Origin of the sequence: Micromonospora sp. NPDC048905 (genome assembly GCF_040649655.1) — a bacterium.
Lineage (GTDB): Bacteria > Actinomycetota > Actinomycetes > Mycobacteriales > Micromonosporaceae > Micromonospora.
Window position 1 is genome coordinate 383,211 of the sequence record NZ_JBEZFV010000002.1, and the last position, 22,712, is coordinate 405,922.

Annotated in this window: 26 protein-coding genes and 1 pseudogene; 13 read left to right on the forward strand and 14 right to left on the reverse strand. The window is 70.0% G+C overall.

The annotated features are described in order from the left end of the window. The first annotated feature begins 128 nt into the window (after nt 1–128). Entirely contained in the window at nt 129–944 is an 816-nt protein-coding gene (locus AB0C01_RS06580; protein ID WP_357240382.1) for a MerR family transcriptional regulator, read from the forward strand. On the opposite strand, the gene AB0C01_RS06585 is transcribed toward AB0C01_RS06580, so the two are convergent. Then, a complete protein-coding gene (locus AB0C01_RS06585; RefSeq protein ID WP_357570450.1) occupies nt 868–1,533 on the reverse strand; it encodes a hypothetical protein in 666 nt (221 codons plus the stop codon). The genes AB0C01_RS06580 and AB0C01_RS06585 overlap by 77 nt on opposite strands. A gap of 143 nt (nt 1,534–1,676) precedes the next feature. Between AB0C01_RS06585 and AB0C01_RS06590 the strand changes: the two genes are divergently transcribed. From AB0C01_RS06590 to AB0C01_RS06610, 5 genes are all read left to right on the forward strand, one after another. Then, nucleotides 1,677–1,829, forward strand: a complete 153-nt coding sequence (locus AB0C01_RS06590; RefSeq protein ID WP_357570451.1) for a hypothetical protein — start codon at nt 1,677–1,679, stop codon at nt 1,827–1,829. Further along, nucleotides 1,822–2,232: a (4Fe-4S)-binding protein gene (locus tag AB0C01_RS06595; protein ID WP_357570452.1), complete on the forward strand. Its 411-nt coding sequence runs from the start codon at nt 1,822–1,824 to the stop codon at nt 2,230–2,232. The genes AB0C01_RS06590 and AB0C01_RS06595 overlap by 8 nt, the downstream gene beginning before the upstream one ends. A 185-nt stretch (nt 2,233–2,417) precedes the next feature. Then, the gene (locus AB0C01_RS06600) at nt 2,418–2,723 is read left to right on the forward strand and encodes a GNAT family N-acetyltransferase (RefSeq protein ID WP_357570453.1); all 306 of its coding nucleotides are present in this window, start codon (nt 2,418–2,420) and stop codon (nt 2,721–2,723) included. 144 nt (nt 2,724–2,867) lie between these two features. Continuing rightward, the gene (locus AB0C01_RS06605; protein ID WP_357570698.1) at nt 2,868–3,293 is read left to right on the forward strand and encodes a methyltransferase domain-containing protein; all 426 of its coding nucleotides are present in this window, start codon (nt 2,868–2,870) and stop codon (nt 3,291–3,293) included. Continuing rightward, entirely contained in the window at nt 3,211–3,483 is a 273-nt protein-coding gene (locus AB0C01_RS06610; RefSeq protein ID WP_357570713.1) for a hypothetical protein, read from the forward strand. The genes AB0C01_RS06605 and AB0C01_RS06610 overlap by 83 nt, the downstream gene beginning before the upstream one ends. A gap of 87 nt (nt 3,484–3,570) precedes the next feature. Here the strand turns inward: AB0C01_RS06610 and AB0C01_RS06615 are convergent, their stop codons facing one another. Next, nucleotides 3,571–4,833, reverse strand: a complete 1,263-nt coding sequence (locus AB0C01_RS06615; RefSeq protein ID WP_357570454.1) for an alpha/beta hydrolase — start codon at nt 4,831–4,833, stop codon at nt 3,571–3,573. A 406-nt stretch (nt 4,834–5,239) separates the two neighbouring features. On the opposite strand from AB0C01_RS06615, the gene AB0C01_RS06620 reads away from it, so the two are divergent. From AB0C01_RS06620 to AB0C01_RS06630, 3 genes and pseudogenes are all read left to right on the forward strand, one after another. Continuing rightward, complete coding sequence (locus tag AB0C01_RS06620) at nt 5,240–5,500, forward strand: hypothetical protein (protein WP_357570455.1); 261 nt, start codon at nt 5,240–5,242, stop codon at nt 5,498–5,500. Between the two features lie 231 nt (nt 5,501–5,731). Further along, nucleotides 5,732–6,304: a GNAT family protein gene (locus AB0C01_RS06625; RefSeq protein ID WP_357240414.1), complete on the forward strand. Its 573-nt coding sequence runs from the start codon at nt 5,732–5,734 to the stop codon at nt 6,302–6,304. An 88-nt stretch (nt 6,305–6,392) separates the two neighbouring features. Next, nucleotides 6,393–6,630: pseudogene (locus AB0C01_RS06630) on the forward strand (IS5/IS1182 family transposase); the annotation flags it as partial. 205 nt (nt 6,631–6,835) lie between these two features. Here the strand turns inward: AB0C01_RS06630 and AB0C01_RS06635 are convergent. After that, nucleotides 6,836–7,723 carry a LysR family transcriptional regulator gene (locus AB0C01_RS06635; RefSeq protein WP_357240417.1) on the reverse strand — a complete coding sequence of 296 codons (888 nt, stop codon included), beginning with the start codon at nt 7,721–7,723 and terminating at the stop codon, nt 6,836–6,838. Between the two features lie 84 nt (nt 7,724–7,807). Between AB0C01_RS06635 and AB0C01_RS06640 the strand changes: the two genes are divergently transcribed. Then, nucleotides 7,808–9,121: an aspartate aminotransferase family protein gene (locus AB0C01_RS06640; RefSeq protein WP_357240420.1), complete on the forward strand. Its 1,314-nt coding sequence runs from the start codon at nt 7,808–7,810 to the stop codon at nt 9,119–9,121. Nucleotides 9,122–9,312: 191 nt separating this feature from the next. On the opposite strand, the gene AB0C01_RS06645 is transcribed toward AB0C01_RS06640, so the two are convergent. The 6 genes from AB0C01_RS06645 to AB0C01_RS06670 form a co-directional block, all read right to left on the reverse strand. Then, nucleotides 9,313–9,843 carry a hypothetical protein gene (locus AB0C01_RS06645; protein WP_357570456.1) on the reverse strand — a complete coding sequence of 177 codons (531 nt, stop codon included), beginning with the start codon at nt 9,841–9,843 and terminating at the stop codon, nt 9,313–9,315. 319 nt (nt 9,844–10,162) lie between these two features. Continuing rightward, entirely contained in the window at nt 10,163–11,338 is a 1,176-nt protein-coding gene (locus tag AB0C01_RS06650; protein ID WP_357570457.1) for a GDSL-type esterase/lipase family protein, read from the reverse strand. A gap of 84 nt (nt 11,339–11,422) precedes the next feature. After that, entirely contained in the window at nt 11,423–11,992 is a 570-nt protein-coding gene (locus AB0C01_RS06655; RefSeq protein WP_357570458.1) for a WHG domain-containing protein, read from the reverse strand. Between the two features lie 421 nt (nt 11,993–12,413). Further along, complete coding sequence (locus AB0C01_RS06660) at nt 12,414–13,106, reverse strand: hypothetical protein (protein ID WP_357570459.1); 693 nt, start codon at nt 13,104–13,106, stop codon at nt 12,414–12,416. A gap of 112 nt (nt 13,107–13,218) precedes the next feature. Beyond that, on the reverse strand, nt 13,219–14,079 hold the full coding sequence (locus AB0C01_RS06665) for an SDR family NAD(P)-dependent oxidoreductase (RefSeq protein WP_357570460.1): 861 nt from the start codon (nt 14,077–14,079) through the stop codon (nt 13,219–13,221). Continuing rightward, nucleotides 14,076–15,533: a DHA2 family efflux MFS transporter permease subunit gene (locus tag AB0C01_RS06670; RefSeq protein ID WP_357240440.1), complete on the reverse strand. Its 1,458-nt coding sequence runs from the start codon at nt 15,531–15,533 to the stop codon at nt 14,076–14,078. The genes AB0C01_RS06665 and AB0C01_RS06670 overlap by 4 nt, the downstream gene beginning before the upstream one ends. Nucleotides 15,534–15,670: 137 nt before the next feature. On the opposite strand from AB0C01_RS06670, the gene AB0C01_RS06675 reads away from it, so the two are divergent. From AB0C01_RS06675 to AB0C01_RS06685, 3 genes are all read left to right on the forward strand, one after another. Next, a complete protein-coding gene (locus AB0C01_RS06675; protein ID WP_357240443.1) occupies nt 15,671–16,327 on the forward strand; it encodes a TetR/AcrR family transcriptional regulator in 657 nt (218 codons plus the stop codon). 75 nt (nt 16,328–16,402) lie between these two features. Beyond that, nucleotides 16,403–17,149: a response regulator transcription factor gene (locus AB0C01_RS06680; protein WP_357240446.1), complete on the forward strand. Its 747-nt coding sequence runs from the start codon at nt 16,403–16,405 to the stop codon at nt 17,147–17,149. A gap of 84 nt (nt 17,150–17,233) precedes the next feature. Further along, nucleotides 17,234–18,457 (forward strand): cytochrome P450, encoded by a 1,224-nt coding sequence (locus AB0C01_RS06685; RefSeq protein WP_357570461.1) that lies wholly within the window; start codon nt 17,234–17,236, stop codon nt 18,455–18,457. Nucleotides 18,458–18,509: 52 nt separating this feature from the next. Here AB0C01_RS06685 and AB0C01_RS06690 read toward each other — a convergent pair whose 3' ends face one another. From AB0C01_RS06690 to AB0C01_RS06710, 5 genes are read right to left on the reverse strand one after another with little or no spacing between them, the layout of a single operon-like run. Continuing rightward, nucleotides 18,510–19,337, reverse strand: coding sequence for an NAD(P)H-binding protein (locus tag AB0C01_RS06690; protein WP_357570462.1), 828 nt, complete (start codon nt 19,335–19,337; stop codon nt 18,510–18,512). Then, nucleotides 19,334–19,975 carry a hypothetical protein gene (locus tag AB0C01_RS06695; RefSeq protein ID WP_357570463.1) on the reverse strand — a complete coding sequence of 214 codons (642 nt, stop codon included), beginning with the start codon at nt 19,973–19,975 and terminating at the stop codon, nt 19,334–19,336. The genes AB0C01_RS06690 and AB0C01_RS06695 overlap by 4 nt, the downstream gene beginning before the upstream one ends. Then, nucleotides 19,968–20,558, reverse strand: coding sequence for an NAD(P)H-dependent oxidoreductase (locus AB0C01_RS06700; RefSeq protein WP_357064840.1), 591 nt, complete (start codon nt 20,556–20,558; stop codon nt 19,968–19,970). Before AB0C01_RS06700 ends, AB0C01_RS06695 begins: the two co-directional genes overlap by 8 nt. Then, nucleotides 20,555–21,742 (reverse strand): MFS transporter, encoded by a 1,188-nt coding sequence (locus AB0C01_RS06705; RefSeq protein ID WP_357570464.1) that lies wholly within the window; start codon nt 21,740–21,742, stop codon nt 20,555–20,557. Before AB0C01_RS06705 ends, AB0C01_RS06700 begins: the two co-directional genes overlap by 4 nt. Then, nucleotides 21,739–22,710 (reverse strand): LLM class flavin-dependent oxidoreductase, encoded by a 972-nt coding sequence (locus AB0C01_RS06710; RefSeq protein ID WP_357570465.1) that lies wholly within the window; start codon nt 22,708–22,710, stop codon nt 21,739–21,741. Before AB0C01_RS06710 ends, AB0C01_RS06705 begins: the two co-directional genes overlap by 4 nt. Nucleotides 22,711–22,712 lie beyond the last annotated feature (2 nt).

Consider the following 22,712-nt stretch of genomic DNA (forward strand, 5'->3'; position numbering starts at 1 on the left):
GCGAGAGTGACGGGGAACGCTCAGGCCGGCCGGCAATCAGCTGTTAACCTCGGGCTTTCTTGAGTACCACCCGGTACTTGTCGCCTGCGGCCGAGGTCCGCACCCGAGGGGCCGGGAAGGGGATCGACGTGGCCTGGAGCACGAGCGAACTCGCGACACTCGCGGGCACCACGGTGAACACGATCCGGCATTACCATCGTCTGGGCCTGCTCGAGGAGCCCGATCGCCGCCACAACGGTTACAAACAGTACGAAATATCGCATCTCGTACGCTTGCTGCACATCCGCCGGCTGGTCGAGCTGGGCGTGCCGCTGTCCCGGATCAACGAGCCGAGCGCGGGCTCCCCCGAGACGCTCCAGCAGATCGACGTCGACCACGCGGCCGCCATCGAACGGCTGGAAAAGGCCCGGCAGAGCATCGCAGCCATCCTGAGCGAGAACGCGCCGCCTGACACGCCACCGGGCTTCGAGCCCGTCGCTGCCCGCCTGTCCGAGGCCGATCGCTCACTTATCCACATGTACACGCAGTTCTTCGACGACCAGGCCCTGGCCGACGTGCGGCACGCGGTGGAGAACAACAGCGACGACGACGACGTCAGCGCCGACTTCGACGCGCTGCCCGCGGACGCCGACGAGGCGACGCGGCAGCACCTCGCCGAGAAGTATGCGCCGTCCCTGGTCCGTACCCTTCGTGACTATCCGTGGATGGACAACGACGCGATGGCGCACGTGTCGTCGGGGGGAGCCGTGACGCGGCAGACGTTCGTCGACGCGTTGCGGGAACTCCACAACGAGGCCCAGTTCGACGTCATCCACCGCGCCAAAGAGCTGGCCCGCCAGCAGTTGCGGACGGAAGCCCGATCCGCCGTCAGTCCGCCACCGCGTCCAGCCATCGGTTGTACCGCAGGCGCAGAGCACGCTCGGTGCTACCCACCGTCGCGCTGACCGCAAGCGCGATGTTGAGCCAGGCCGACGCGTCGATCGGCGACTCGAGAACACCGAACCGCTCGGCCAGCGGCGGGAACCGGGAGATCGACTCGACGGTCTGCGGAAGGCCGAGGACCAGCGACACGACGATCAGGACGAGGGAGATCACGCCGATCCAGCGGCTGAGCAACGGACGCTCACGGTCGAGCCGGGCGCGGCGCCCCTCGGCCGAGCGCGGATCCGGCACGAGCTGCTGCTCGGTCCCGTCGTCGGCGACGAAGTGGCACCGCCGGAGGCCGAAGGCCGACGTCCTCACCTCGATCGCGCCGCCCTCGATCGGGAAGACCGCAGGGAGCCTCGCCCGCTCGAAGCGCCGGCCGTCGCGGTACAGGTGGGCTTCGGTGTCGAGGTTGTCGTTGCTCTTCATGTGGTTCACGTCGACCGCGTATTCCACCGGCCGGCCCGCGCCGGCGTCCGCGGGAAGGTAGAACAGGGACCGGGACAGCGACTGCCACCAACGGAATCTCTTCAGCGCGCGCCCGTCCCCGGCCTTGATGCGCTGGATGGCTCGGCGCCGCCGCCAATCGTCGAACACCCGGTCATTCAAGACCGTGTCCTCGGGACACAGTCAATCGGAGGGGACGGACCTTGATCGCCATGAACCTCGAAGAACGCCGCCTCTGAAGACCCGCCCGCGTACCGACCGGTGGTGCTTGACCGTGTTCCGACCACACGGTGTTGGCTGACACGATGAACGACGACGTCGACGTACGCGGAAGGGGCCTGCGGGTGGTGCCGGCGTGCCCGTTCTTCGCGAGGTTCATCAAGATCCACCCGGAGTGTCAGGATCTGACCCGTCGCGGCCAGAGCTCCCGCACTGTTCTGGGCGAGCACGATGAGTGAGCCGAATCTGAAGTCGTACCCGGGATCCGACATCACGGTCACGTTCGACCGCGACCGGTGCCTGCACTTCGCCGAGTGCGTGCGAGGGCTCCCGGAGGTGTTCGATGTCGCCGCACGGCCCTGGATCGCCCCGGACAACGCCGGCGGCGCCGCGCTGGTCGCCGTCGTGGAACGCTGCCCCAGCGGCGCGCTGCAATACAGCCGGCACGACGGGGGCGCCGAGGAGACACCGCCCGACCCCACCGTCGTGACCGCGAACGAGCGCGGGCAGATCCTGCTGCACGGCAACCTGACGCTGACCGGCGCCGGCCCGCGACCTCACCCGAAACACCGGATGACGCTGTGCGGTTGCGGCCGATCATTGGAGCGACCGTTCTGCGACAACGCGTGCCGCAGCACCTGACGGCCGTCGAGCGCGCGGAGCTCCGGCCCAGCCCGGCAGCTGACGGCGGCGGTTCGAGCCGGACATGACGATCGAAGCCGAGGTCGATGTCATCACCGGCCTGGCGGAACCCCCTGGACGCGGGCCACAAGCTCACCCTACGGCTCGGATGGCTTCGATCTCCGAAGTAGACACATGGAGGACATATGGCAGTACACGTGAGAGACGTTCCCGAGGCCAAACGGTACGAAGCCCGGCAAGGAGAGTCCGATCTGGCGGGCATCGCCGAATACATTCGCACGGCGGAGCTCATCGCGTTCGTGCACACCGAGGTTCCTCCGAAATACGAAGGCAAGGGAGTGGGGGCGGCGCTCGCCCGGGCCTCCCTCGACGAGGCTCGCGCCGCGAACCTGCGGGTGCTGGCGATCTGCCCGTTCTACACGGGGTGGATCGCCCGGCACCCCGAGTACCAGGACCTGCTGTACCAGGCCCGGAGCAAGGTCACCGACTGAGATAGAAGCCAGGAGAGGTTTACCAGACATGAACTGCGGCCTCCCCGACACGTCGCAGAGGACGTGAACAACGTTCGAACCCCCTTCACCGCTCTGGACGAACAGACCACCGACAACCGGCGTTTCCTGTTGCGACACTTAGAGGTGGCCGCCCAATTGCCGACGATCCGCCGAGTCCGCCGAAGGGCGCTGGAGGCTTGGGACCTCCAGGATCCGAACTGGCTGCTGGACGTGGGCTCGGGCGCAGGTGAGGTGGTGTGCGACCTCAAAGCACTGGTCGGCCCGGCCGGCCAGGTGATCGGCGTCGACAACTCGGAGGCCGCCGCGGCGTTCGCCCACGAGCGAGCGAACGCCGCAGTAGCGCGGTACGACCAGGAAGACGCGCTCGCATTGCCGTACCCGGACGATCATTTCGACGGAGTCCGGTGCGAGCGCGTGCTACAACACGTCACCGATCCCCGATGCCGCCATCGCCGAGATGGTGCGGGTGCTGCGTCCCGGCGGCCGGGCGTGCCTGATCGACACCGACTGGGAGTCCAAGCTGTTCGACGGGACGCCGCAGCTGAGTGAGACATACCGACAGCTCGCTCCCGCGTTGCCGGCAGCAACGTCGACCGGGCGCACGCTGCGCCGCCGACTTCTCACTGCCGGTCTCGCCGACGTCAGTGCCGAACCGGTCACCGTCGCGGTGACCGATTATGCCGAGGCCGCCGCCCTGATGTCCGTCGTGGACCGGGCCGATCGGCGGGCCGGGCGCTAACGCGCCCGGCGACCGTCGCGGGCATCGGCGGTCACGCTGTCCGGTGCCCGAACCCGTACGACTGATCGACTCGCCACGCGTCAGCCTTCAGCCGGCCTCGGCCGCACACGTGACGTCGTGCCGCGGACGCTGGCCGGTGGTGAGGAAGGCCGTCACCGTGTTGTTGGCGCACATGTTCTTGGCGAAGAGCAAGTAGGCGCCGTGACCACCCTGGTCCACCGTCACCATCCGCGCCCGGGCACCGAACGCGTTCCTGAGCTCGCGGGCGCCGACCAGCGGGGTCCCCGGGTCGCGAACGTTCTGCACCATCAGCACGTTCGACGGCCCTCGGTCACCGATGCGCACCGGCCGCTCGACCGGGGACGGCCAGAACGCGCACGGACCGATATTGGCCGCGGCGGCACCGACCAACGGGTACTTGACCCGGTGGACCGCGACGGCCCGCTGGTAGTCGCGGACGGAACTCGGCCACTTCGAGTCGCCGCAGATGACATGCAGGCGGCCGGAGACGGCGTTGTCGACATTCGCCGGCGGCGGCTCGGGCGGCATCGGCTGATTCGTGTCGAGCGCTTTCCACACCGCGGCCAGGGTGGGCATGCTCACGTCGCTGAAGAGGTGGTCGAACGTGATCCCCCGGAACAACGAACCGTCCACGCCCTGCACCGGTGACCTCTCCAGCCGCGCGGCGAGGTCGAAGAACTTCGCGCGCACCTGCTTCGGCGTCGTGCCCAGCCCGTACTGGGGATTGGCGGCGGCGAACTTCGCGAAGTCCGGGAACCGGTCCTCCAGGCCGCGGCCGACCCGTCGCATGGCGGTGAGGTCGTAACCACCGGGGCCGAGGTTGCTGTCGAGCACGAACCGGTCACTGCGCTGGGGGAACATCGTCGTGTAGACCGCGCCGAGGTAGGTGCCGTACGACACACCGAGGTAAGAGATCTTCGGCTCGCCCAGCGCTTCCCGGATGCGGTCCATGTCCCGTGCGGTGTTCGCGGTGGTGATGTGGGGCAGCAGCGCGGCCGTCTCCGATGTCGCACACTGCCGGGCCATCGCCTTCGCGATCTCGGCGTCCTTGCGTACGCCGGCCGCGTCAGCCGGGTACCAAAGGTTGCGCCGCGCGATCTGCTCCGGCGTCAGGTCACAGGTCACCGGCGAGCTGTGGCCCACTCCGCGCGGGTCGAATCCGATCACGTCGTACTGGTCCTGGACGCTGCGCGGCAGCGGCTGCGGTGACAGATTGCCGGCGAGCAGGCCCGGGTAGATCAGTCCCCCGGCGCCGGGACCGCCCGGATTGGTCACCAACACGCCCCGCCGCTGCGACGGGTCCTTGCTCGGCAGACGGGAGACCGCCACGTCGAGCTGCCGCCCCTGCGGCTTCCGATAGTCCAGGGGGACCTGGACCGTCGTGCATTCCAGTCCGGGCAGCGCGCTGTCGGCGGGGCACGGACCCCACGTCAACCCGCTTTGCGCTGTCGCCTGGGAAGCCCCCAGAACCGACACCAGCGACATTGCCGCGACCGCCGAAACGAGCACGACCGACAAGGTTTTTCGCATCTGACTCCCCTATCCAAGACTTGCCGTACCAGTGAAAACCCTGTCGCCGCCACACGGTCAAGGGAGTGTCCGCACTTGCCGTCTCGCCCCGGGCAGCGCCCGCCGCGCCACGCCGGGCTTGAAGAGCGCCGCCGGCGCTGCCCGTGACCGAGGAGTACGGCATGGGGGTTGACCTTGTTCTGGGCACACGGTCTGCAATGCATCTGTGGAAGCGAAACGCGTTCCGTTGCGGCTCCGCGCTCCGATCGTGATTCCGTGCGACATCACGTGCACGGTGTTGCGCGACGCGGTGGTCGACATCGGCGCCGACGGGCGAATCGAGAACGTCTCGACCGCGGCCAATGCTCCGGCGTGGACCGGCGGCGTGCGGACCATGTCCGGCATCCTTCTGCCTGGTCTGGTCAAGCGCATGCCCACAGCTCGATGTCCGTGTTACGTGGCCGAGGTGGTGGACTTGGCCCAGTAGAGCGTCGTCAAGGGGTTGCGGGTGGCGGCGACGGGCGGGCCCTTCGCCGCCGACCGGCACGGTGGTCAGCGGCAGCATGCTGGCGCTGACCATGGCGATGGCCGGCTGCGCCGTGTACTGCGACGACCTCACCGGCACTGGCGTGGTCACCCTCCGGGAATGCTGCGCTACCACGTGACGGCCGCCGGCCCGGGGCAGCGGGCGGCCCGGCCCGTCACTACGGTGCGGAGGATGGACAGTTCCCATCCGCTGGTGGCCGGCATTGTGCACCAGGCGCCCGGCTCGACCGTACGGTTGCGCCCGGTGGCCGAGGACGACCTGGCGATGTTGCGCCGGTTCGCGGTCGAACCCGGGCTGATCGGGCTCGACTGGGCCGGCTTCCGGGACGCGGCCGCGCCGGCCCGCCGCTTCGCCGAGGACGGCTATCTCGGCGAGCGGACTGGCGGCCTGGTCGTGCAGGTCGAGTCGGCGGCGGATGCCCGGGCGGGCTACCTCAGCTATCTCCAGGGCCAGTACGGTGGGCGGGCGCCCTACTGGGAGATCGGCATCGTGCTGCTGCCCGAGTGGCGCGGCCAGGGCATCGGCTGGCGGGCCCAGGCGCTGCTCTGCGACTACCTGTTCAGCCACACCCCGGCGCAGCGCATTCAGGCCAGCACCCATGCCGAGAACGCCGCCGAGCAGCGGTCGCTGGAGAAGGCCGGCTTCCAACTGGAGGGGGTCGTGCGGGCCTGCGAGTTCCGGGCCGGCGCCTGGCGCGACGGGTGGCTCTACAGCCGGCTGCGCGACGACCCGTCACCGCTGTGACCGAATGGCTCGGCGTCCCCCCGGGTGCTGCGCGGGGGCGGTGGCGTGATCACCGTCAGGTCATCAACGGGATTCTGTGGAAGCTGCGCACCTCGCGGTCGACGGACGCGGCCGGCCGCTGTCGATCCTGTTCAGCCCCGGCCAAGCCGGCGACAACCCCCAGCTCCTGGCATTGCTGGACGCGATCCGCGTCAACGAGTTCGGACCCGGACGGCCCCGCAAGCGCCCCGGGCGTGCTGATCGCCGACAAGGGCTACGCGCACGACTCCACCCGCCGAGCCCTACGGCGGCGCGGGATCCGGCACGTCGTCCCCGAACGCTCGGACCAGATCGCCCGTCGTGCTGCCATGGCCAGCAACGGCGGCAAGTCACCCGCCTTCGACCACCGGTTTAGCGTCAACCGCTGTACCGATGTACCCCAGGCCGATCACCCCCGGCCGTCTATGACTGTAGACGCACGGCGGCGGGCTGACCGGGTCCGATCGCGAGGCCGAGGAGCGGGCGCTGGCCCGACCGACGGTCCGGCCAAGGTCAGTCACCTGCTCTCAGGGCATTGAGTACGGCCGTCACCTCGGGGCGTGACGCGGCCGCTCGCCGGGCGCCGGCGGTGATGCGCCGGGTCAGCGGTGGGCTCAGTGGTCGGGTCACCACCCGGTATCGCGGGTCCACCGCCAGCTTCGGCAGCATGGTGATCGAGCGGCCGTTCTCCACGTGCTGGAGCGCCAGCATGTAGTTGTTGAACCGACAGATCACCACGGGCTCGAAGCCGGCCTCCCGGCACAGCCGGGTGGACAGCTCGGACATGTACGAGCCGGCGACGTCGAACGTCCAGCGCTGCTGCGCGCACGCCTCCAGGGCGATCGCCTCGGCGCTGGTCAGCGGATGCTCCGGTGGCAGTACGAGCACGATCGGGTCGGTGGCGAGCGGCACCAGGTGGATCTCCGGGGAGAGCTCGGCGCCGGCGAAGTCGGCCGTGGTGATGATCAGGTCGACGTCGCCGCGACGGAGCGCCGGCATGCTCTCGTGCGGCTCCAACTCCAGCAACACCACGCTCACATCCGGGTGTCGGGCCGCGAGACGGACAAGCGCCGGTTCGGCGAGGGCTTGCACCGCACTCTGGAACGCGGCCACGGTGACCGTGCCGGCTGGCTCGTCGGCGAGGCGGCGAAGCTCCGCCTCGGCCGCGTCCATGGCAGCGAGGATCTCCCGAGCCCGGCCGGCGAGCAACATTCCGGCCGCAGTGAGCCGCACCCGCCGCCCGGTGCGTTCGAGCAGCGCGGTCCGGGTCTCCCGTTCCAGTGTGGTCAGCTGCTGCGACACCGCCGACGGGCTCAGGTTGCCGCGCTGCGCAACGGCCCGGACGGTGCCGTAGGTCGCCAGGTCGGCGAGCAGGCGCAGTCGCCACGGATTCAGCGTCATGACCGCCGACTGTACGGCTTTGCTTAACAGCGACAGCGGAAATGTGCGATGGACGTGCCTGTCCTGGCTGCCTAGCGTCGATCCATGGCTGATTCCTTCTGGTCCGACGCCGATCGTCACCTGGTCCGCTACATCGGCGCGGGCAGCTTCGTCCGCGAGATCATCGACCGCGCCGAGGGCAGTTTCGTCTTCACCGCCGACGGCCGCCGCCTGCTCGACTTCACGTCGGGGCAGATGAGCGCGATCCTCGGCCACTCCCACCCGGCCGTCGTAGCCACGATCCAGCGGCAGGCAGCCACTCTCGACCACCTGTTCAGTGGCATGCTGAGCCGGCCCGTGGTCGACCTGGCACGCCGCCTCGCCGGCTCGCTGCCCGCGCCGCTGGACAAGGTCCTGCTGCTCACCACCGGCGCGGAGTCCAACGAGGCGGCGATCCGGATGGCGAAGCTGGTCACCGGCCGGCACGAAATCATCTCGTTCGCCCGGTCCTGGCACGGGATGACGCAGGCTGCGGCGAGCGCCACCTACAGCTCGGGGCGCAAGGGGTACGGGCCCGCGGCGCCCGGCAACTTCGCGATCCCCACGCCGAACGCGTACCGGCCCGACTTCACCTCTCCCAGCGGCGAGCTGGACTGGCGGCATCAGCTGGAGTTCGCCTTCGAGCTGTTCGACGCCCAGTCGGTGGGCAGCCTGGCGGCATGCATCGTCGAGCCGATCCTCAGCTCCGGCGGCGTGATCGACCTGCCGCCGGGATACCTCCTGGCGCTGCGCGACAAGGTGCACGAGCGGGGCGGGCTGCTGATCCTCGACGAGGCGCAGACCGGTCTGTGCCGCACCGGAGAGTGGTACGCGTTCCAGCGCGACGGCGTCGTGCCGGACATCCTGACCCTGTCCAAGACGCTCGGCGCCGGCCTGCCGCTGGCCGCTGTGGTCACCAGCCCGGAGATCGAGCAGACGGCGCACGAGCGCGGCTTCCTCTTCTTCACCACCCACGTCTCGGACCCGCTGGTGGCCGCGGTCGGCAACACGGTCCTGGACGTGCTGGAGGCCGACCGGCTCGACGAACAGGCGGCGCACCTGGGCTCGTACCTGCGCAAGGGTCTTCAGGAGATCAGCCAACGACACCCCGTGGTCGGCGACGTGCGCGGCCGCGGGCTGCTGGTCGGGCTCGAACTGGTCAGCGACCGGGAGTCGAAACGACCGGCCGACGCGCTGGGCGCCGCGGTCACAGGGCGCTGCCTGGAGCTGGGCCTGCACATGAACGTGGTGCAGCTGCCCGGCATGGGCGGCGTCTTCCGCATCGCGCCAGCGCTCACCTCCACCCACGCGGAGCTGGACCTGGGCCTGGAAATCCTCGACCATGCACTCGCCGACGTGGTGCCGCAGTTCATACCCTGATACATCCCGGTTGGATGAATGACCACTTCCCGGGCCGTCGAGCAAATCTTCGGAGCCGTTCGCGCGATCATCGCGCCCGCCATGGCGTGAATGAGCAACTCTCCAGCGAGGACCCCAGCTTCCGTAATCGGCCATAGCACGGTGCGGCACCCTTCGAGCAGGGCGAAGCCTGCACGAGCGCAGGGCGGGTGCTATGCAGGGGCGTCGTCGTGCCGGGCTGGCCCGAAGAGAGTCATGACGAGCGCCACAATGCTGAAAAAGCCGGATCCCAAGGCCAGCAGAAGCGAGGGCACGAAGGCAGCTGGCGGTGGCACCCAGCCACCAAGCACCCAGGGCAGCGTGACAAGTACGACAACCGCCGCCGTGGTGGCGACTTCGTTGACAATGAACGCGGTTGATATGGCCGAGCTGCCGCGAGCGACTGTGCGGTAGGTCGTGTCGGCAGTTGAGGCAACCAGCACGACCGAGAGCGCGATGAAAGTAAGAGCACCCCAGATCGGCTCCAGGCCGGCGAGTGTGAGCGACACGATGAGCGGCACGGCCGAGACCAAGAAGATCCACCGCACTCCTGAGCGCATGTAGCGGTCGGCCGCAGCTGAGCCCTTGCGGGTCTTGTGCAGGTCGGAGTCGAGGTAGAAGAAGACTCCGACGAGAAGTGTGCCGACAAGAGCACCAGAAACCTCTGCCATGGTAAAGAAAAATTCGTCGCTGATTTCTCGCATCGCGACCGACGCCCCTTCAGCATGGAAGATGTCCCGACGGCAGTCTCTCGGTCACCATACGGCCGACCGAGGAGGACGTGTGCGTATTCGCAGTCTCGGCATTTCGAGGTGCCAAGTCCATGCGTTCAAGCGCGAGTTGTCCGAGGCATGGAAGGCACCATCAGCACACTGAGAGCAAGGCCAGTGATCGACGTTGTGTCCGCCGATCCCAGCGCGCTCGCGCCTGTTTCCCATGCGCGAGCCGATCGGGACAACCCGGCACGGACTGCGCCGAGCAGCACCGGCGTGTGGCCGTCGCTGCTCAGCGCACCCCAATTGGTCAGCCGGTCTTGGCGGCGAAGGGGCCACCCTCGCCGAACGCGAGCCGCGCGAAGTTCTCGGCGATGCGGCGATGTCCAGCAGGGTCAGGGTGGACCTCGTCGGGTAGCGGGAGTTCGGCGTAGTCCGCCTCGCCGTACAGGTCCCGTCCGTCGAGGTAGTGCAGGTTCGGGTCGTCGGCCGTGCGCTGTTCGACGATCCGGGCGAGTTCGGCACGGATGACGTTGAGCGTCAGCCGCCCAGCGCTGCGTTCGGCCGGATCCCCCGTCGCCCTGAACCGCAGGGTCCCGCCCTCGAAGTCGGGCGCGAGGGGGCCGGGCGTGTCCTCCTGGACCGGGCACAGGATGGCCGACACGACCAGCAGAGGTGTGGTCGGATGCCCCTCGCGGACAGTGTCGAGGAAACCGTGGACCGCGGGAGCGAAGGCGCGCAGACGCATCACATCGCTGTTGACGATGTTGATGCCGATCTTCAGGCTGATCAGGTCCGCCGGGATGTCGCGCATCGCGCGGGCGGTGAACGGGTCGAGCAGCGCGCTCCCGCCGAACCCCAGGTTGACCAACTCCACGCCGCCCTCAGCCGCGGCCAGGGCCGGCCAGATGGCGCTGGGATGAGCGGCGTTCGAGCCGTGACTGATGGAACTGCCGTGGTGCAGCCACGTCCTGCGCCCACTGGGCGGGGCCTGCTCAACGGGCGCGTCGGTACGCAGCGCGATCAGCTCGGTGATCTCCGTGTGCGGGAGCCAGATCTCGATGTCCTTCTCCCCCGCCGGCAGATCCGCGAAGCGGGCGGTGCCGGCCGGCCCCTCGGTCAGCACCGAGGTTTGGGTGAACATGTCGGTAACGGTCCGGACGTTGCCCCCGGGCACCGATGCCTGTGCGGCCAGGCGGCCGTTGACCAGCAGGTCGTAGACGCCGTCCGCCGGTGGTGGGAAGCCTTGGTAGACCCGCTTGGTGGGTAGCGTGTCCAGTTCGATCGTGGTGGCCCGGGTACGGAACGCCAGCCGCACACCGGAGGGCTGGGCCTCGGCCATGGCCAGTTGGTCGTCGGGGATCTGCCGGCGCGCCTGGGTGGTCAGCCGATGCGGCAGCAGACCGCGCGCGGTCGACTCCAGGTCGACAAAGCCGCGCAGGAGATCCGCGGTGACCGGGGTGATCCATTGGCGTTCGGTGGTCATTGCCTCAAGCCTTTCGACCGAATCTCGGTGTTCATCGGCGCGCCGCGCAGCGAACCGCTTGCGGTGGTGCGGCCGTTGTCCGGGTCAGGTAGAGCTGCGGTTACGTAACAGCGAGTCGAGCGAATCCACGATCCAGTCCCAGGATTCCTGCGCAGCGGGAGCGCTGTGTTCGAAACCACCGGCCAGCTCCAAACTGACGTAGCCGTGGAAGACGCTGCCCAGCATCCGGACCGCATGCGTCGCGTCCGGCTCGTCCACGTCGTAGCCCCGCAGGATCGCCCGGGCCATCTGGGCGTGCCGGCCGCCAGCGCTGGCGGCCGCTGTTTCCGGACCGAGCCGGAGCCGGGCGGCCGCATACCGGCCCGGGTGCTCCCTGGCGTACTCGCGGTAGGCGTGAGCGAACGCGGCCAGGGCGTCCCTGCCGGCACGACCAGCGACGGCGTCGGCGACGCGATCGGCGAGTTCCTCCAGCGCGAACAGCGCGATGCGGATCCTGAGGTCCTGCGAGTTCTTCAGGTGCGAGTACAAGCTCGGGACCTTGACGCCGAACCGCCGGGCGAGCGCCGAGACGGTGACCTCGTCGAAGCCGACCTCATCGGCCAGCTCCGCCCCCGCTCGGGTCAGACGCGCCGGCGTCAGCCCTAGCCTCTCCATCACCCTCCCCCTAACTACCTATGCCTATTATGCTCCTGCCTAATAGTTATAGGCAAACTAGCCCGCAGCTCGGGAGTAACGGACCGAATGAGCGATCTGGAAGGCGTGCGGGCGCTTCCCGAGGGCTTGGGCTCGTGCTGGTCAGCGAAGTCACCCGCTGCGGCTGGAAGGTCGCCGCCGCCACCGGGCGCAGCGCCCGCCGTCCAGCGGCGGCGCAACCAGGGCCCGCGCCGCCGGGGATCGGAAAAGCCGGGACGTTGGGCCCGGGCCGCGCCGACCTGTCGGTGTCTTTTTCGCGGGTTTCTCACCCGGGACCTTGGTGTTGAACTCCATCACCACCTCGATCCAGAGATCGAGGTCGGCATCCCGCGACCTCCTCGGCCGCGACCACGCGCCGTTACCGCCGACAGCACCAGCCGGGTCAGGCGGCCACCGTACGGTAATGCCGGTAGAGGGCTCCGGTGGCACCGAGCCGTTCCAGGAACGGCGCCCAAACCTCAGCGATGTGCGCTGCGGCCTGGGCCTCACTGCGCCACTCGGAGAAGCTCAGCACCCGCCGCTCGTCCAAGCTGACCTGTAGGTGAGCGGCGAGAGCACCGGGATAGTCGCGGTCGGCGCCCTCGCGTTCCTCCTCCCCGCGCAGCATGTCGTCCACCCACCTCTGGGCGGAGGTCTGCTCATCCATCGTGAAGAAGGCGACGGGAAAGGACTCCGGCGACGTCGCGCCATCCTCGGCACTGCCGCGAACGACGCGGTACGGCCGGAACGGAATCGACATCGGCTCATCCGGTCCGTACGTCCACCACCGGGGTCCGCCCGCGCCCTGGGCGGCCGGCCCGGTCGGCGGCGGGCTGTCCCCGGTGTATCGGGCGTAGGCCAGCACCTCGTGGCCGTCGCCGCTGACGAACACGCTGAGCGCCACCGGTCGCGTCGAGTGGGGTGTCTGCCCACGACGTTCCGCATCCCGCGCGGCGGCGCTCTGCCAGTGCCGGATCGCACTGTCCGCGAGCTCCTGCTGGTGCTGCTGGTTGCGAGCCTTGACGACGGTGACGAGCACGACGGCGGTGCCGGGATCGTCCAGGATGGGGCGCGGAGAGGGCTGAACCGAGGTCATCGAGGGGCTCCAAACTGGCGGCGCGGTCGGTGTGACTCCTTGAGCCTGCAGGGTCACACCGACCGGCCGGAGGGTCGTACCGTCAGGAGTTCGCAAGGTTTTGGCCGGTGGTTCAGGAGTCGCCCAAATCCTCGTGAAGATCGAGGTGCAGGGCGGCCAGCCGCTTCCGGGTCAGCTCGTCCAGGCGCCGCGCGGCCCGGGGATCGAATCCGGCGGTGTCGACGCGGAGCCGGACGCCTTCCACGAAGGCGCTCAGCGGATCGGCCGGCGGATCGTCCAGGGCGGCGAGAATCGGTGGCAGCACGGCCGAGACCGGCTTGGCGTTCTGCTGCATCGCGCGGATGTGCGGCAGCGTGGCGGTGTCGTAGGTGCCGGAGAAGCCAGTCGCGGTGACACCGGGATGGATGAGCACGTAACGGGGGCCGGCCGGGCCGTGCTGGTCGGTGAACGCGACGCCGAGCAGGTCGTTGAGTTTGCCTCCCTGCCCCAGGGCGGCGCCGCCGTGGTAGTCCCGGCGTAGTTCCAGGTCGTCCCAGCGGACCACGCTCAGTTCGGCGCCGGGACCGGCCACGTTGACCACCACCGCTCGGGGCGCCCGGCGCATCGCGGGAACGAGACCGTGGCTGATCAGGTAGCGGCTGAGATAGAAGAGGGCGAAGTTCTCCTCGACACCCTCGGTGGTCACGCTGCGTCGCGAGTGGTAGTGGCGGGCGCACAGGACGACGGCGTCCACCGACGGGTACGCCGTGCGGATGTGCTCGACGGCGCGGGAGGTCTCGCGCAGCAGGCTGAGATCGGCGTGCACGAAGTGGAGCCGCTCCCCCGCACCCAGCTGAAACGCCTGCGCCCGGACGGCGTCGGCCTTGACCGGATCGCGGCCGACGAGGACGACGGTGTGGCCGGCGGCCAGCCGTTGCAATGCCACGGCACGGCCGATGCCGTCGGTGCCGCCGGCGACAACGACGACGCTCATGCTGGTTTCTCCGCACCGGCCAGGGAGGTCTCGCTGCCGGCCGGCGGCTGCTCCTGCGGCTCCTGGGGCGCTAGGCGCCCGGGCAGCAGGTTGCTCGCGAGGATGAGCACAGCCAGTGCGCCAGCCATCGTCCAGAACGCGGCGTGGAAGCCGCTCAGCGGATTGCCGTCTCCGGCGGTCAGCATGACCACGGCGACGGCGGCGATGCCGATCGAGGCACCGAGCTGGTTGAGCATGTAGAGCACCGAGCTGCCCTGCGGGACCAGCTCGGCGGGAAGTGTGCGGTAGAGCGAGCCGATGGTCGGCGCGCCGACGGCACCCAGCCCGAACCCGATCGTGAAGGAGGCCGCCGTCACCCACACCTGCGACGTCTGCGGGCCGATCTGCGTGAAAACCAGGGCGCTGAGACCGGCCAGGATGGCGCCGCCGAGGGCGAGCAGGCGGGCACCCACCCGGTCGGAGCGGCGGCCGGCCAGTGGCATGGAGATCGCTGAACCGATACCGAGCGGGGCGAGCAGCAGGGCCGCCTCGAAGGTGTCGTGACCCCGGACCAGTTGTTGGTAGAGCGGCAGGGCGAAGATGCTGGCGAAGGTAACGAGCCCGACCAGGCCACCGACCAGGACGCTGGCGGCGAAGCTGGGCCGGGTGAACAGCCGCAGGTCGATCAGCGGCGCGGCGCGGCGCGGGCGAAGGGCGTGCCAGGCGTACCCGCCGAGCAGCAGGACCGCGGCGGCGAGCGGGGTGAGCACCCAGCTGGTGGTGAACGTGCCGCGCTCGGCGACCTGGGACAGGGCCAGCACACCGGCGGCGACGCCAGGGCCGAGCAGGGCGATGCCGATCACGTCCAGCCGGCCGACCGGGGCCGTCTTGTCGGCGTCGCGGGGCACGCTGCGCAGCGACAATGCCAGGGCGAGCAGCCCGATCGGCACGTTGACCAGGAACATCCAGCGCCAGGACAGCGACTCCAGGATGATGCCGCCGACGATCGGGCCAAGCACCGGACCGCTGGAGCCGACCACGCCCATCAGGCCCATCACCCGGCCGACACGGGAGCCTCCGGCAGCCCGGGCGAGCAGGGTGAGCATGAGCGGGTCGACCAGCCCGGCACCAACGCCCTGCAGCACCCGGAAGGCGATGAGGCTCTCCACGTTCCACGCCAGACCGCAGAGGATCGACCCGATCAGGAAGACGACCAGTCCGGCCAGCCAGAGCCGCCGGCCGCCGACCCGGTCGACGGCCCAGGCGGTGACCGGAATCGTCACGGTCAGGGCGAGCAGGTAGCTCGCGGATACCCAGCTGACGGTCGCCAGTGATGCGCCGAAGTCGTGGGCCAGCCGATCGGCGGCCACGGCGATCATCGAGCCGTCCAGAATGCCCATGATCCCGCCCAGCAGCACCACGCCGATCAGACGGCGAAGGGCGGGATCGAGGCGTTGCACCTCTCCTTGACTCATCACGATCTCCACTAGGTCGAGCAACGAATTGCACTGACGGGTGCAGTCTAGGGAGCAGGATAGGGTGGCGCAATGCACTTCGTTAACTAGTTGATACGGATAGTGCGGTTAAATGCACAGAGAGGTAAGGTCTCATCGTGGAATCGACGATCGTCCCCACCAGCCGTCCAGCGCCCCGCGGACGCATTGACAAACGCGAGTCGATCCTCGCGGCGGCGTTCACCGTGTTCGCCAACCGCGGTTTCGCGAGGGCCTGCATGGAGGAGATCGCCGAGGTCGCCGGCGTGGCCAAGCACACCGTCTACAACCACCTCGGCGACAAGGAGTCCCTGTTCCGTGAGGCGCTGGCGACCGTCGCCGGCGACATGATGGCCGGCAACCTGGCAGTCGTCGAGACGTCCCTGGGCACCGGCGCCGCGGCAGACCCGGAGAGCGCCCTGCACGACGCCGCCCGCCAACTGCTGCATCGATGTTGCGACCAGCGGTCGTGGGCACTGCGCCGACTTCTCTACGCCGAGATCAACCAGTTTCCCGACCTGCTCGAGGTCGTGTGGGGGCACGGCGCGAGCCGCCTGCGGGAGGCCCTCGCCGACCGGCTGGCCCGGCTGTCACTGGCCGGCCACCTCGACACGCCCGACCCCAGCGAGGCGGCCGAGCAGTTTCTGGCTCTGCTGACCGGCCCGATGGAGGCCCGCTCGCATCTCGGCACGAAGGCCGTCGACGACCAGGAGCTCGAACGCGTCGCCCGGACCGCCGTACGCACCTTCCTGATGGCGTACGGCAGGCGCGGCTGATCGCGCAGCGGCGTGTGCCGGTCGACGAGGTCCGGCACGCGGCCGCCGCGAAGACGACAGGAGAGGATGGGGACAATGCAGGTCCTCGTGGTGGGAAAACCTCGTATCGCCCACGGGCATCTCGTCCCGGCGTTGCAACGGCAGGGACACTCGGTGACCACCGTCGACACCGGGGCAGCAGCGCTGAGGGCTCTCCGTGGAGCGGATTTCATCCTGGTCGACCTGCAGCTGCCGGACATCGACGGTCTGGAGGTCTGCCGCCGGCTGCGCGAGCGCTGCGACACCCCGGTGATCGCCTTCACCGACGCCGGCACCGAGCTGGACCGCGTGCTGGGGCTGGAGGCGGGTGCCGACTCCTGCCTGGACAGCCCGATCGAGCTGCGCGAACTCATCGCCCGCGTCGAGGCCATCAACCGGCGTGCCGGACTGCGGGCCGGGCCGGGCCGGGCCGACACATCCGTCCTGGAAGCCGGTGACCTGCGCGTCAACGTGGCCGCCCGGGAGGTCACCGTCGGCGGCCGAGCGGTGGAACTGACCCGCAAGGAATTCGACCTGCTGGTCTTCCTCGTCCGGCACGCCGAGACAGTGGTTACCCGCCAGCGCCTGATGGCGGAGATCTGGGACGACCCGCGCTCGTTGAGTTCGCGTGCCAGTCGCACCGTCGACACGCACATCAGTTCGCTGCGCGGAAAGCTCGGCGACAGCGACCGCATCCACACCGTCCGCGGCGTCGGCTTCTGTCTCGTGCCACGGCCGGCCCCGCCCGTGCCGCACCAGCGTCGCACCCTGCTTTTCCCGGATCTGACACTCAATTATGGATAAGCCGAAAGTCGCCTGGCACAACGTTTCCCAGCTCGGTCCTACGGTCGGAAGGCAATGCCCGCCCTCGTAGCGACGGAGACCCGCATGACCACCGTTGAGCCCGATCGGGCCGCACCCGGCTGCCCCTACCACTCCGCGGACCTCACCTCCGAACGGCTAGACCTCGATCCCCTGTACGCCGAGCTACGCGACCGGGAACCGCTGGCCCGCGTCACCATGCCGCACGGCGGCGACGCCTGGCTGGTGACCCGCTACGAGGATGTCCGTGCCGTGCTCGCCGATCCCCGCCTGAGCCGGGCGGCCGGTGTCGGCAAGGACGTGCCTCGCTCGAGCCCGCTGATCCAGCACCCGGAATCGCTGCTGAGCATGGACCCTCCCGAGCACACCCGGCTACGCCGGCTCGCGGCGAAGGCCTTCACCAAACATCAGGTCGATGCCACCCGGCCACGGGTACAGGGCATTGTGGACCTTCTCGTCAACCGTCTGGTCGACGCCGGGCCGCCAGCGGATCTGGCCGTCATGCTGGCCTGGCCGATGGGCATCACGGTGATCTGCGAGGTGTTCGGCGTCCCGCCGGAGGACCGGGACCGTTTCCGGGGCTGGACGAACGAGATGATGGCGCTCACCGCCGACGACCCACGAGCCATCGAGGCCGCCCGCGCCAGCCTGGACGGTTACCTGCGCGATCTGATCGCCCGGCGGCAACGCGATCCCGGTGACGACCTGCTCAGCCAGCTGGTCAACGCGCGCGAGGGCGAGGACCGGCTCACCGACGCGGAACTCGCCATCTTCGCGGTCGACCTGCTCACCGCCGGTCACGAGACCACCGCGAACCAGACCGGCAACTTCCTCTACACCCTGCTCTCGCGGCCAGAGCTCTGGCAGCAACTGGTGGCCGAACCCACCCTGGTGCCCAGCGCGGTCGAGGAGTTGCTGCGGTTCACACCCCTGGCAGCCGCGGTGGCCCCGTTCTCCCGGATCGCCGTCGTCGACGTCGAACTACACGGCAAGGTGATCCGGGCCGGCGACGCTGTTGTTGCCCAGAATGACGCCGCCAACCGTGACCCTGCCGTCTTCACCGACCCCGAGACCATCGATCTGGGCCGTGCCACGAATCCGCACGTAGCCTTCGGCCACGGACCGCACCACTGCCCGGCGGCCGCGCTGGCCCGCCTGGAGCTGCAGGTCATGCTGGACACCCTGGTACGCCGGCTGCCGGGGTTGCGGCTGGCGGTCCCGGCCGACGACGTGAGCTGGCAGCGCAACCGTGTCATGCGTGGCGTGCGGCACCTGCCCGTCATCTGGTGACGAGCGGCTCGGGCGCGGCTCCCGACGAGGTCGCGCCCGAGCCGGTGGAGTCTCAGCTGAACGATGCGGCGTTCTCGGCCGCCCACGTGGCGAACGGCCGGGCCGGGCGACCCAGCAACGCGGCCACGTCGTACACCGGCCCGGGCTGCCCGTCGCGTTCGCGCTGGTAGTCGAGCAGGGAACGGACGAAGGTCGCCGGTACGTGCGCCGACAACTGCTGGGCGTACCTCTGCGGGTCGATCTCGCGTACCTCGATCGGCCTATTGGTGGCCTCCCCGATGGCCCGGACCTGTTCGCGTGCCGACAGCGACTGCGGGCCGGTGATCCGGTGCACCGCACCGGCCCGGCCGTCGTCGAACGCACGCACCGCGACCTCCGCGAGATCATCCGGGTGCACCGGCTCGCTGTAGGTGCGCGGGTACGGTAACGCCACCCGCCCCTCGGCCCGGATCTGCGCGGCCCACTGCAGCGCGTTGCTGGCGAAGGCCCCGGGACGCAGCACCGTCGCGCCGATCCCGGCGGCCTCGATGGCCCGCTCGACCAGCAGGTGCTGGAGCGCGATCGGGCCGGGCTGCTCGGCGTCGTGGTCGATGGCCAGCGACGACAGCAGCACGATGTGCCGCAGGCCGGCGTCGGCGGCCGCTTTCAGAAGCTGCTCAGCGCCCTCGGGTCGGGCGTAGAGGAAGATTTGCTCGACTCCGGCCACCGCCCGTGCCGCCGACGTGGGCGCAGCCAGATCAAGGTCGGCCCACTCCACACCGCCGGGCAGGTCCGCCGGCTTCGTCCGGCCGGCCGCCCGGACCGGCCGGCCCTGTTCGTACAGCTGCCGCAGAACTGTGGCGCCGATGCGTCCGCCGGCTCCGGTCACCAGAATGGTCATGGCTGGTTCTCCTTGATTCGGGTCGGGCCGAGGCTGCGGAACAGGTGGTAGCGCTGGAAACCGATCGGCCGCACTCCGGGGGTCGCGGCGGTGGCCCGCAGTGTTGCCCGCCGGGTGGCGCCCGCGAGGAATGCCTCGTGGGCCGCGTCGTCGGTCCACCGCGCCAGGTTGAGCACCCGGGTGCCGTCCACGCTGAGGTGGAAACGGGCACTGAGCATGCCGCGGTGGTGCTCCGGGGGTGTCTGCTCCAGCGCCCGCACCACGGACGTGACGATCTGCTCCTGCCGGGGCGGGTCGTCGACGTCGAAATCGGCGACGACCGCGCATCCGGCGGTCGGAGCGCCGTCGAGCACGATGGCCCTGTGCGGCCGGTACTCGACGGCGGTGCGCCGGGCCACGCCGGGCAGAGTGCTGACGTGCCGGGCGTAGGCGTCCGGGTCGGCGGCGCGCACGTACAGCAGTGCGGTCTCGGCGGTGACCCCGGCATAGGCGTCCAGGGACAGCAGACCCGGCGGCCACGGGGCCGCGGCCCAGGCCGCGGTCACCTCCTGGAGCACCGCGGCGGTCGCCGCCGGGGTGTGCCAGCGGGTCACGAAGACCGCCGCGACGTCCGGCTCCGGGGAGTCCGGGTCAGCCATACGGGTGCTCCGCGCGGGCGGCACGCAGCGGGCGGGCCCACCAGACGAGCTGGTCGAACAGTGTCTTCGCCGCCGCCGCGGCACCCGCGTCGGTCACCGTCGCGCCGACGGGGAACTGTTGCCATGCGTGGTGGAAGCTGACCGTCTCCCGCACGGTGACGGTGTGCAGCTCGGCGAAGACCAGCCGTAGCTGCTCGACCGCGCGCAGCCCTCCCGCGTGGCCGCCGTAGGAGACGAAGCCGACCGGCTTGCCGGCCCACTCGCTGAGGAACCAGTCGAGGACGTTCTTCAGCGATGCCGGGAAGCTGTGGTTGTACTCCGGCGTGACGATGACGAAGGCGTCGGCCTCGGCCAGCTGTCTGCTCAGCCGGTCACGGATCGCGGCCACCTCGGGTTCCGGGGACCGCCCGGGTGCCGGCAGCACCAGCGGCAGCGGATGGTCGAGCAGGTCGATGAGATTGACGTCGAGCTCGGGCCGGGCGGCCGTCTGGGCCAGCACCCACTCGCTGACGGCCGGGCCGAGCCGAGTGTCCCGGACGCTGGCGATGATCACCGCGAGTCGTAGCGGCGAGATGTCGGTCAAGGAACTGCCTTCCTGTGCGGGGACGAGACGCCGACGGCGGCCAGCAGGCCAACCGCCGCCGCCAGGGAGAGGATCAGCCAGGCGGCACGCCGTTCGCCGGCAGCGGTGACGGTCGCGGCGACGGGCAGCAGCGCCACGGTTCCGGTCTGGACCGCCGCCTGGTAGAACGCGATCGCCGCAGGCCCTCGGCCGGGTGGCGCCGCCGTCGTCGCACGCATGTTGAGCGCGGCGAACGACAGCACCAACCCGAGACCAACCAGGGACAGCGCCGGCAGTACGCCGGTGACGTACCGGGCGGGGTGGGGGTGCCACAGCAGGCTCAGGTAGCCCAGCAGCGCGGCGGCAGCTCCCAGGGCGATCAGGCGGTCCCCGCCGAACCGGGCTACCAGGGCAGCGCCCCACGGTGCGGCGAGTGCGAGCGGCAGGCACGCCGGCAGCAGAGCGAAGGCGTTCTGCCAGCCGGTCCACCCGAACCGGCCTTGCAGGTCGAAGGTGAGCAGCAGCAGCAGGGTCTGGTAGCCCCCGTTGAGAGCCGATGCCGTCACCGCCGCCCCGAGCAGCGCGCCGGTGATCCGCAGTCCGGCTGGACGGACGTCCGAGTGTGCCGACTCCGTCGAGTCCGGTGGCAGCAGACGGCTACTGAGCAGCATCAACGCGATGGCCACCGGTGCCGGGAAGACGAAGGTCCACCGCCATCCGGATTCGGCCAGCACACCGGACAGCAGCAGGCCGGTGGTGAACCCGGCCGCTCCGAACAGCGAGTACACGCCGACAGCGCGCCGCCGCGCGGCCCCGTCGGGGTAGGCGGTCGCGATGATGGCCAGCCCGGCGGGCGCGGTCAGGGCCGCGCACATGCCCTTGACCACGCGGATGCCGATCAGCACCGCGCCGCTGTCGGCGAGGCCGCCGGCAAGGGACGCCACGGCGAAGCCGGCCATCGCCGTCAGATAGGTGCGGCGGCGGCCGAAACGGCGGGCCAGCCACGGTCCGAACGGCAGCAGTACGGCGAACCCGGCGGCGAACCCGCTGACCAGCCACTGCGCCGAGGCGAGGGGCAGGTCCAGGTCGGCCGCGACGTGCGGCACCGCGACCAGCACCACCGACACCTCGACCGCGTCGAGGATCATGGTGGCGGACAGGACGAGCAACAGGGCTGACGAGCGGCGCGAGGTGAGCGCCGTCATGACGCCGCGGCCAGCAGCGCCGGAAGACGGCCGGTGACCAGGGCGATGTTGTCGGCGACCAGATCGTCGGGCATGCCGGCGATGTCCGCCCAGAAGATCAGGTGGCGGACCGGCAGCCCGGCGGTCAGCTCCTTGATCTCCACTGCCGCCTCCTCCGCGGTGAGGATCCGCAGCAGGCCGCGGGTGTCGCGGGCGTGCGGGTCGCGGAGGTCGTCGAGCGTCAGCGGCGGAGAGGTCTGGCCGGTGCCCTCCAGCGCGCCCTGCCGGTAGGAGTTGACCTGGTGCACCAGGTGCGGGCCGAGCCGGGCCCACGCCCGCTCCGGGTCCCGGGCCAACAGGATGGGCAGCAGATCCGCGACCCTTGCGACCGAGGGATCGTGGCCACCCTCGGCCAGGCCCCGCTGGTACTCCAGAAACGACTCGCGCGACAGGTGCAGCAGGCCGATGCCGAGCCGGCCCGCCAGGCGGGCACCACGCGGCCCGTAGAAGCCACCCCACAGCGGAGGAAGATCCTGCACCGGCGCCGGGGTGATGCCACGCTCGCGCCACAGCTCCCGCACCCGCTCGATGTGCTCGCCGGCGCGGGAGATGCGGCGGCCGAAGTCGACGTCGTACAGCTGGTACTCGGGACGGCGGTAGCCGGCACCGAGCCCGAGTTCCAGGCGCCCTCCACTGATCAGGTCCACCACGGCCGCCTGCTCGGCGATCTCGACAGGATGGTGCAGCGGGGCCACCACCACCGCGGTGCCGATGCGGGCCCGCCGGGTCCGGGCGGCGGCCGCCGCCGCGAAGGTCAGTGGCTGCGGAAGATAGCCGTCGGCGAACAGGTGATGCTCGGTGAACCAGAGGCCACCGACACCCCGCTGGTCAGCCTCAGCGCAAAAGTCGAGAATGCGGCCGTAGTGGCGGTCGCGGGGCCGCTGCCATCGCTGGGGGTTGCGCAGGTCGAAGAGCAGTCCGACATCCACGG

Coding starts and splice junctions, on each gene's coding strand:
- AB0C01_RS06590 (WP_357570451.1), top strand. CDS start 1,677: ATGAACGACGACGTCGACGTACGCGGAAGGGGCCTGCGGGTGGTGCCG.
- AB0C01_RS06595 (WP_357570452.1), top strand. CDS start 1,822: ATGAGTGAGCCGAATCTGAAGTCGTACCCGGGATCCGACATCACGGTC.
- AB0C01_RS06600 (WP_357570453.1), top strand. CDS start 2,418: ATGGCAGTACACGTGAGAGACGTTCCCGAGGCCAAACGGTACGAAGCC.
- AB0C01_RS06625 (WP_357240414.1), top strand. CDS start 5,732: ATGGACAGTTCCCATCCGCTGGTGGCCGGCATTGTGCACCAGGCGCCC.
- AB0C01_RS06635 (WP_357240417.1), bottom strand. CDS start 7,723: ATGACGCTGAATCCGTGGCGACTGCGCCTGCTCGCCGACCTGGCGACC.
- AB0C01_RS06640 (WP_357240420.1), top strand. CDS start 7,808: ATGGCTGATTCCTTCTGGTCCGACGCCGATCGTCACCTGGTCCGCTAC.
- AB0C01_RS06645 (WP_357570456.1), bottom strand. CDS start 9,843: ATGCGAGAAATCAGCGACGAATTTTTCTTTACCATGGCAGAGGTTTCT.
- AB0C01_RS06650 (WP_357570457.1), bottom strand. CDS start 11,338: ATGACCACCGAACGCCAATGGATCACCCCGGTCACCGCGGATCTCCTG.
- AB0C01_RS06655 (WP_357570458.1), bottom strand. CDS start 11,992: ATGGAGAGGCTAGGGCTGACGCCGGCGCGTCTGACCCGAGCGGGGGCG.
- AB0C01_RS06660 (WP_357570459.1), bottom strand. CDS start 13,106: ATGACCTCGGTTCAGCCCTCTCCGCGCCCCATCCTGGACGATCCCGGC.
- AB0C01_RS06665 (WP_357570460.1), bottom strand. CDS start 14,079: ATGAGCGTCGTCGTTGTCGCCGGCGGCACCGACGGCATCGGCCGTGCC.
- AB0C01_RS06670 (WP_357240440.1), bottom strand. CDS start 15,533: ATGAGTCAAGGAGAGGTGCAACGCCTCGATCCCGCCCTTCGCCGTCTG.
- AB0C01_RS06680 (WP_357240446.1), top strand. CDS start 16,403: ATGCAGGTCCTCGTGGTGGGAAAACCTCGTATCGCCCACGGGCATCTC.
- AB0C01_RS06685 (WP_357570461.1), top strand. CDS start 17,234: ATGACCACCGTTGAGCCCGATCGGGCCGCACCCGGCTGCCCCTACCAC.
- AB0C01_RS06690 (WP_357570462.1), bottom strand. CDS start 19,337: ATGACCATTCTGGTGACCGGAGCCGGCGGACGCATCGGCGCCACAGTT.
- AB0C01_RS06695 (WP_357570463.1), bottom strand. CDS start 19,975: ATGGCTGACCCGGACTCCCCGGAGCCGGACGTCGCGGCGGTCTTCGTG.
- AB0C01_RS06705 (WP_357570464.1), bottom strand. CDS start 21,742: ATGACGGCGCTCACCTCGCGCCGCTCGTCAGCCCTGTTGCTCGTCCTG.